Source organism: Chamaesiphon sp. VAR_48_metabat_403 (genome assembly GCF_031422475.1).
Lineage (GTDB): Bacteria > Cyanobacteriota > Cyanobacteriia > Cyanobacteriales > Chamaesiphonaceae > Chamaesiphon.
The window spans coordinates 1-8,300 of the sequence record NZ_JANPLS010000025.1 but is presented as its reverse complement, the minus strand read 5'-3'; the positions used below and the strand labels follow the sequence as shown (position 1 = coordinate 8,300).

Below are 8,300 nucleotides of genomic sequence, written 5' to 3'. Positions count from 1 at the left end.
GGCGATGGTTGTAATATGGAAGGCATTTCTGGCGAAGCTGCTTCGATCTCGGGTCACTGGGGCTTAGGCAAGCTGATCGTCTTGTATGATGACAACCACATCTCGATCGATGGTTCCACCGATGTTGCCTTCACCGAAGATGTTTCCAAACGGTTTGAAGCTTACGGCTGGCACACCATCCACGTTAAAGATGGTAACACCGATCTAGCCGCGATTTCCGCAGCACTAGAAGAGGCTAAAAAAGTCACCGACAAACCCACGATGATTAAGGTCACCACGATCATCGGGTACGGTTCTCCTAATAAATCCAACACCGCTGGCATCCACGGTGCAGCCTTAGGCGAAGCCGAAATTAAACTCACCCGCGAAAACCTCGGCTGGGAATACGCGCCCTTTGAATTACCCGCCGATGCTGTCGCGCACATGCGCCAAGCGATCGATCGCGGAGCCAAAGCTGAAGGCGAATGGGAAGCTACTCTCGCTACCTACAAATCCAAATATCCTACAGAAGCAGCCGAATTTGAAGGCTTACTCTCCCGCAAACTCCCTGCGGGTTGGGATAGCGTCTTGCCCACATATACCCCCGCAGATAACGCAGTTGCTTCGCGGAAACACTCCGAAATTTGCCTCAATAAACTCGCTCCCGTTTTACACGGTTTAATGGGCGGTTCGGCTGACTTAACTCACTCCAACCTCACCGAAATCAAAGGTTCCGGTGACTTCCAAAAAGGTGCGTACCAAAATCGCAACGTCCACTTTGGCGTGCGCGAACATGCGATGGGTGCCATCTGCAACGGTATGGCCCTCCACAACTCTGGCTTGATTCCCTACGGCGCGACCTTCTTAATCTTCACCGACTACATGCGCGCCGCGATTCGCCTCTCCGCATTGTCTCAAGTCGGCACATTGTGGGTAATGACTCACGATTCGATCGGTCAAGGTGAAGATGGCCCCACGCACCAACCGATTGAAACGATCGCCTCATTGCGCGCTATCCCCAACCTGACAGTCATTCGTCCCGCCGATGGTAACGAAACCTCCGGTGCGTACAAAGTCGCAATCGAGAAAGCCAGCCACCAAGCTCCGACCCTCCTCGCATTATCCCGTCAAAACTTACCTAACTTACCAGGTACTTCGATCGCAGGTGTCGCGAAAGGTGCCTACACGATCGTGGACTCCCAAGGTACTCCCGAAATCATTTTGATCGGCACGGGTTCTGAAGTCAGTTTGTGCGTCTCTGCGGCTGAAAAACTCACCGCTGAAGGCAAAAAAGTTCGCGTTGTCTCCATGCCTTCTTGGGAACTATTCGACGAGCAAGATGCAGCCTACCAAGAATCCGTCTTACCCAAAGCAGTTACCAAACGCGTCGCTGTCGAAGCTGCTTGCAGCATGGGTTGGCACCGCTTTGTCGGTATGGATGGCGGTTTAGTCACAGTCGATCGTTTCGGTGCTTCGGCTCCAGGCGGTACCGTGATGGAGAAATATGGTTTCACCGTCGATAATGTCGTCGCTACAGCTAAGAAAGTTTTAGGTTAATCGGTTAACCTGTTTAATTGAGATTTACGGGTGAGCTATGTGCTCACCTTTTTTAGTATTAAATAAAATTATCTATTTTTTATGAGAGAGATTATTGTACAGACGGTCTTCTCAATCGACTTGATATGAGATAAGTTAGAATAGAAGGCATTTTGGGTATTCTCTAAATAAAGTAATCTTATACCTTGGAGAAGCTTGGAATGATGAGAAACAAACTATTTATACAGATCGTTCTGCCTGTACTACTAGTAAGCTGCTCAAATCCCTATAAAGAAGTTGCACAGAGGAAAGAGATCCCGAGATTAGAAGAAAAGTTAGCTCAACAGGATAAAACTAATGATAGTAGCTCTTATGTAAAGGTTTTAGATGCTATTCAAACAAAGTGTTCTGAAAGTAATCGTACTTCTATTGCGATGATGGCACTTAATATGGGTTCAATGGAAAAGCAATATAGTAATAAATCAACAAGTAATCTAGATAGTCTGAAGTTATTATATTTTGAAGCTAATAGTTTTGCAGATACTTCTAATGCTGAACGTGTTAATTGTCTGGATGTATTAACTTACTGGAAACAGCAGCACAACCAAATATTAAAAGAGGAAAATGAAAATACAAAACAAGAGGAAGTTATGAACCTTGGCAAATAATTTAAATGCTTTTCACTATGAAAATCAAAGTTATCGTTCATGAAGCTGAAGAAGGCGGCTATTGGGCAGAAGTACCTGCAATTTCGGGCTGTGCGACGGAAGGGGATACGTGGGATGAGTTATTAGCTAATTTATATGAGGCGATCGAATGTTTTTTGTCGATCGAAGATCTCTAGAAATCGATATCGATTAATTAAAGGCAGATAATTAATCAATTGAATAAGATCTCACATTTACTACTTGAATTCATCTAAAATTTATTACGTTAATTACACACTAAAGCTATGATTTTTAGCGATTTAGTCGAAACTGTTAAAAGTCTCTCGATCGATGAGAAACAAGGATTACAAATGCTGTTGAAGCAATATCTGAGAGAAGAAAGGCGCGAAAAAATATATGAAAATTTTAAATTGGCACAAGCTGAAGAACAGAGCGGCAACCTAAAATATTCTAGCAATATTAACGAACTCAAACGATCGATATTTTGTCACTTATGAAAGCCTACCTGTATCGGTGGCTAGCATGACATATCATTCTCAATCGAATCGATAATACAGACAATAGTGACAACTTCACATCAGCTATTTACTTTCTGATTTTCAAGCTTCAAGGCTTCCTGCAACTGGCTCAGATCTTCCCGATTTATTTGCCATTTTGCTGGAAACTTCTCCTGGGTGAAGACTTCGAGAGACTTGTTAAAACATTCGATCGATCTTTGCAAATTCTCCCATCTTTCCCCTTTAATTCGATCGAAGTAAGCCAATCCGAGATTGTGTTGGAGCATCGCCCAGTATTCGGGCAATTTTTCTCTAGTATAAATTCCTAAAGCATGGAAGAAACAATCAATGGGTTCATACTCGGTGTTTAGGGCTAATTCCTCTGTAGAACTTCTTTCGATCCCTGAAATCTCCCCATTCGCAGCATACAATCTCTCGACCTCTGTTTTCCAATCGGGATTAAACCACTCAACTTCTTGCCGCGATACTCGTAGCTGCTGACAACTATCGAAAATAATTTGGGGAACATTCTGCATCGCTATATCGATATATAGCGAAGTTCCAGGCGCGCCAGCGTATTCGCCTAATGTCACTGTCTCTCCAGATGACAACGTCAAAAAAGCTAACTGGAGATCGTCGAGATCGTCATAGCCATCAAAGACTGGTAAACCGAGATGAGCGACTAAAGGTGCGATCGAAACATCTAAAAAAGCGGCATACTCATGTGCCGGAGTCACTTCTTCAAATCGCACGCGCCGACTAGCTTTCGGCGTTAAATTGCTTATTGGCAATATAGACCTCATCAAATTGGTTGCAAAAGGTTATCGTTACCTTAATTTTAGCGTACCCATCTTCGTTGCGAACGCCCTCTCTATCTCCCGACCAGTAAGCAAAATGGGGATGATAGGAATCTACCTCGATCATTGTTGTAAACTCAATGCCGCTCTCTTGCGTTTGGCGATTGTTTAACAACGGTAATTTGTGCATGTAGGCTTTAACTTTAGGAATATCGCTGCCTAGATAATTTCTCGGCGGGCCGCCCCAAAGTTCTTGGCTGGCTATTTGTTTCCTCGCTGTCTCAACGTCTTCAGGTTTTCTGCTCTGTTTTCGATGATAAATTTGCCCCTCAGTCACGTCGCTCTGTGGTAAATTGCCTTCGCCATCGTAGCATTTATTTTTGTGTCGGAATTAATTCACCAGCTCTGGAGGTTGGGTAGGGCGTAATGCCAAACTCAATGTGCCTAAATCGATCGAAAAGAGGGGCAATCCCCAATACTTCTCGGTTAAGAACTGCTAGCGACTGAAGTCGCCGCTAGTGATGCGTAGTCCGCCTTCGCGGACTAGCTAATTTTTAGACTAACCGAGAAGTATTGGGGCAATCCCTACTTATTTTTATGTCGATCGGAGGTTTTTATCGCGAAAAATGGTTACAGGTAGAAACATTTCGCTACGATCGAGATAGATCGTTTTGTAGCTTAGTACACGATCGATTGCTTTCGACTAAAACCCGCTATCAGAAGGTAAAACCTCCGTGAAAACTCAAATTAAAGAATCCGAACGGCTGCGATGGATTAATCTCGATGCCGATTTGCCGGAGATCGATCCTCATTCTGAGGGGCTACGCCAACGAGGTAGTGATATTATCGATGGCTTGAGGCAAAATCCGAAAACTATACCCTCTCGATATTTCTACGACGATCGCGGTTCTGAATTATTCGAGCAAATCACTGACTTACCAGAATATTATCCCACCCGTACCGAACAAGCGATTCTCGACACCTATGTTTCAGAAATCGTTGCATTGACTGGAGCTTGCGAACTTGTCGAACTAGGCAGTGGGAGTTCTCGCAAAACTCACACATTACTGACAGCCTACTCGCAACTAGAAGACCCACTTCATTATTACCCGATCGATGTCAGTGCTGGCATTCTCCGCACCACGGCACTGCAATTATTAAATGATTACCCCAAACTCAATGTCTGCGGTGTTGCAGGTACCTACGAACGCGCACTGGCGAATCTCCCGCCGCGCATGGTTGAAAACCGAATGCTGATGTTTTTGGGGAGTACGATGGGCAACTTGGACGATCGATCGTGCGATCTGTTTCTCAATCAAGTCCAGCAAGCTCTCCAACCTGGTGAATTTTTCTTGTTAGGGATAGACCTCCAAAAACCGATCGAGATTCTGGAAGCGGCTTATAACGATGCTCAGGGCGTGACGGCTGCTTTTAACCTGAATATTTTGTGTCATCTCAATCACCGTTTCGCTGGCGATTTTAATCTCGATAATTTCGAGCATTTTGCCTTCTTTAATACCGCTGCCAGCCAGATTGAAATGCACCTGAGAAGTTTAACTGCTCAGACAGCCAAGCTCAAGGATCTCGATTTGGAAATTTCTTTGAAACAGGGCGAAACCATTCATACCGAAATTTCTCGGAAATTTAATCTGCCAGCTCTAACAGATACGCTCGAAGCTCACGCGCTCCAACCGCTGAAAGTTTGGACAGATCCGCAGTCATGGTTCGGTTTAATTCTCTGTCAACGGCAATGTTTATTGTCAAATGATTGCCCTTAGATTAGTCAATTTCATTGCCCAAAATATGTGTGGTGGGCAGTTCCCGCCATACAAACTTCAAAATTTAAATTTCGACTAAAATTTACCCTTTCCAAATCTTCTCCAAAATATCCGATGGTGGAATATCGGCGATTTTACCAGATCGGGATTTAATGGCGATCGATCGACCGTTATTGGGTAATAATTTCGCCGGATCGGATGGGCCGAATAGGGCGATTGTATACGTACCGACGGCTACAGCTAGGTGCATCGGACCGCTATTGGTACATAACATCAGATTGGCACCTGCGATCGTGGCTGCAAGTTTGCCGATATCTGGGGGACTAATTACTTTTAGAGCTGGGCAAAGTGTGAGGAGTGCTTCGATAAACTCGCCATCATCGGGGCCTTTAATAACCGCGACAGGAATATTGGGTTGCCGAGTTTGTAAGTCTTTAACGATCTGTTGCCACTGTTTGACGGGATAAATGCGGTCTGGCTTATTTTCGCCCCCATGGATCAGCACGTAACCGCTATCTTTTATTCCCAGTCGATCCTGCGCGGCTTCTGCCCAGTCGAGATCGGATTTAGGAACATTAATGCTCACAGCCGGACAAGGGTCGGTTATACCCAAGCCGCCGACCAGATCGTGAAACATCTGCGCTGCATATTGGTTGAGATTGAGCGTGACAGGATTGGAGAGAAATAATTTACTCGCACCAACATCAAAACCAATCCGGACGGGAATACCTGTCAACCAGAGGAGCAAGCCCACACCAAATCGTCGCCCTAAGGACATGGCAACATCGTACTCGCTATCGCGGATGATCCCCAAAAGGTTGCCCCAGTCAGCGGGACCATTAACGTCTTTGAAATCGAAGGGAATAACTTTGTGGACAGACTTGGAAACACGGTATGCTGTAGTCGATCGAGGTTCGACTACTACATCAATTTCTGCGTCTGGGTAACGTCCTTTGAGATTATCGATCGTGGGGAAGAAAAGGATTTGGTCGCCAATTCCACCAGGGACAAGAGCCAGGATACGCATTTGTACTCAAGTTACTGCTGTATTTACACTCGATCTTAGCAGGAATGGGGTTTGATTGTAGGGTTCGGTTGTGAATATTTGCAGGAGATGGGAGTTGGGGGTAAGGAGTAAGGAGTAAGCGATTGTTAATCCTTACTCCAAAATCCAAAATCCAAAATCTATTCTTGGGATGCGGTAATTGGTGGTGCAGCGATCGGGGTAACATTGAGAGTAATGTCTTTGCCGTTACGACGGACTTGGATGTTGACACTGGTGCCGATCTTCGTCAAATCTACTGCTTGTTGTACGTCGTTAGAAGTTACCACGGCTTTACCATTGACACTTTTAATAACGTCGCCGGGTTTGATCCCTGCGGTGGCTGCGGGTGAGTTGCGAATCGTGCGGGCGATGAGAGGGCCTCGATCGACATCGATCTTAAAATTGGCACTGGGGTCGCTATTAATTTCGGCTTTAATTTGCGGGGTAAGATTAATCATTTGTACGCCGAGGAAGGGATGTTCGACTTTCCCCGTGGCGATTAGTTGATTAGCAATCCGTTGCGCGGTATTAATCGGAATGGCAAATCCCAAGCCTTGGGTACCGCGTAGGATAGCGGTATTCATGCCGATGACTCGTCCTGATGCGTCGAGTAAGGGGCCGCCAGAATTGCCAGGATTGATGGCAGCATCGGTTTGAATGTAACTGACTCGTTTGTCGGTAGCACCGATATCTGCGCTCGTGCGTCCGGTACCGCTAATAATACCAGCCGTGACGCTATTATCTAATCCTAGCGGGTTGCCGATCGCGATCGCCCATTCACCTGGCTTAATTTTGTCGGAGTCGCCGATTTGAATGCTGGGGAGGTTTTTCTCGGCAACTTCAACAATTGCCACATCGGTTACCCGATCTAGTCCTTTGACTTTTCCGGCAATCGTCCGCCCATCTTTGAGGGTGACGGTAACTTTGGTCGCGCCAGAGACGACATGAGCGTTGGTCAAGATTTGACCGTTGTTATTAATAATAAACCCCGACCCGGTGCCCTGTCTGATTTCGCGTTCGCCAGAGCTATTTGGTTGAGTCGAGCGATTGCCAAAAAATCTCCGAAACAAGGGATCTTCTTCGTCTGTCGATGTCGAACGTGTTGCGACAGTGGTAGAAGCATTAATGCGGACTACTGCGGGGCCGACTTTATCGACTACTTGAGTAATAAAGTTAGTATTGACAGTAGCTAAAATGCTATCGCTATTTGCCACTTTTTGGGCGATCGCTGGAGATTCGATGGTCGTGGGCAGTTGTTCTTTGGCGGCTAAATACCCAAACGAACAACTGGCGATCGCACTTAATAATAGTAATGATAGATATTTACTGCCCCAAAGTAAGGTGTTCGCAGCCGTTTGGGGCTGTGGCGATGCGGTGGGATTGTCGGTGGAAACTGGGGCTGGAGAATGGTCTTCGCTCGGTAAGTTTTTCTGCGGTTCTGACATACAAATCACATCTATAACAATTCTGTTCGCCATCTCAGCCAGCTTGGCATTCAGTTACTGAATGCCAAGGTTGCCATGCGCTCGACGCTACCGATCCGTGTTCGGTTTTGCTAGTAGTTTTGACGATCGAAGTGTTAAATTTGTTGCCTGTGCGAGTCTGCTCTTAATTATCTTGTAAGATTTGCGCTCGCGAACTCCGATGTAACCGCCCGATCTCTGCGGTGACTGCAGTAATTTAACTATCGTTGGCGTAGCCTCTCAGAATGAGAATCGCTAGGACTGAGGATTTGGCTTATCGTTATATTTTAGCGATGTCAGATCGTCGCAGTCAAGTCGCTCGATCGTTTCCCTAGCCCCAATTAAAACAAACCCGCAGTCTCGTATAACCGACATAAGATCGCGGCAATTTTAATCGTATACTGGGCATCTGCCGACCAGCGACCATTTAATTGCCGCATTGTCGGCGCGATGCCGCGTCTGACTAGTTCAAATCTAGGTGCGACGCATTCTTGCACCAACAGATCGTTACTAGCATAAGCTTTGAGTTGTTGGATG

At 45.9% G+C, this 8,300-nt stretch carries 9 protein-coding genes and 1 pseudogene; 5 read left to right on the top strand and 5 right to left on the bottom strand.

Translation table 11 applies throughout. The features are described from left to right. The 4 genes from tkt to RMO79_RS01365 all read left to right on the top strand — a co-directional run. On the top strand, positions 1-1,536 hold a 1,536-nt coding region (gene tkt, locus RMO79_RS01380; protein WP_310481261.1), incomplete at its 5' end, for a transketolase. 200 nt (positions 1,537-1,736) lie between these two features. Further along, positions 1,737-2,183: a hypothetical protein gene (locus RMO79_RS01375; RefSeq protein WP_310481260.1), complete on the top strand. Its 447-nt coding sequence runs from the start codon at positions 1,737-1,739 to the stop codon at positions 2,181-2,183. A gap of 17 nt (positions 2,184-2,200) precedes the next feature. Next, on the top strand, positions 2,201-2,359 hold the full coding sequence (locus RMO79_RS01370) for a type II toxin-antitoxin system HicB family antitoxin (protein ID WP_310481259.1): 159 nt from the start codon (positions 2,201-2,203) through the stop codon (positions 2,357-2,359). Positions 2,360-2,467: 108 nt separating this feature from the next. Further along, a complete protein-coding gene (locus RMO79_RS01365; protein WP_310481258.1) occupies positions 2,468-2,680 on the top strand; it encodes a hypothetical protein in 213 nt (70 codons plus the stop codon). Between the two features lie 80 nt (positions 2,681-2,760). Here RMO79_RS01365 and RMO79_RS01360 read toward each other — a convergent pair whose 3' ends face one another. After that, positions 2,761-3,471, bottom strand: a complete 711-nt coding sequence (locus RMO79_RS01360) for a hypothetical protein (RefSeq protein ID WP_310481257.1) — start codon at positions 3,469-3,471, stop codon at positions 2,761-2,763. Continuing rightward, on the bottom strand, positions 3,440-3,814 hold the full coding sequence (locus tag RMO79_RS01355; RefSeq protein WP_310481256.1) for a hypothetical protein: 375 nt from the start codon (positions 3,812-3,814) through the stop codon (positions 3,440-3,442). The genes RMO79_RS01360 and RMO79_RS01355 overlap by 32 nt, the downstream gene beginning before the upstream one ends. Before the next feature lie 397 nt (positions 3,815-4,211). Here RMO79_RS01355 and egtD point away from each other — a divergent pair, with 397 nt between their 5' ends. After that, positions 4,212-5,255: an L-histidine N(alpha)-methyltransferase gene (gene egtD, locus RMO79_RS01350; protein WP_310481255.1), complete on the top strand. Its 1,044-nt coding sequence runs from the start codon at positions 4,212-4,214 to the stop codon at positions 5,253-5,255. Positions 5,256-5,337: 82 nt separating this feature from the next. Here egtD and RMO79_RS01345 read toward each other — a convergent pair whose 3' ends face one another. From RMO79_RS01345 to RMO79_RS01335, 3 genes and pseudogenes are all read right to left on the bottom strand, one after another. Then, positions 5,338-6,282: a glycosyltransferase family 9 protein gene (locus RMO79_RS01345; protein ID WP_310481254.1), complete on the bottom strand. Its 945-nt coding sequence runs from the start codon at positions 6,280-6,282 to the stop codon at positions 5,338-5,340. Between the two features lie 158 nt (positions 6,283-6,440). Continuing rightward, on the bottom strand, positions 6,441-7,745 hold the full coding sequence (locus tag RMO79_RS01340) for an HhoA/HhoB/HtrA family serine endopeptidase (RefSeq protein WP_310481253.1): 1,305 nt from the start codon (positions 7,743-7,745) through the stop codon (positions 6,441-6,443). 359 nt (positions 7,746-8,104) lie between these two features. Beyond that, positions 8,105-8,300, bottom strand: a pseudogene (locus RMO79_RS01335) (cell wall hydrolase); the annotation flags it as partial.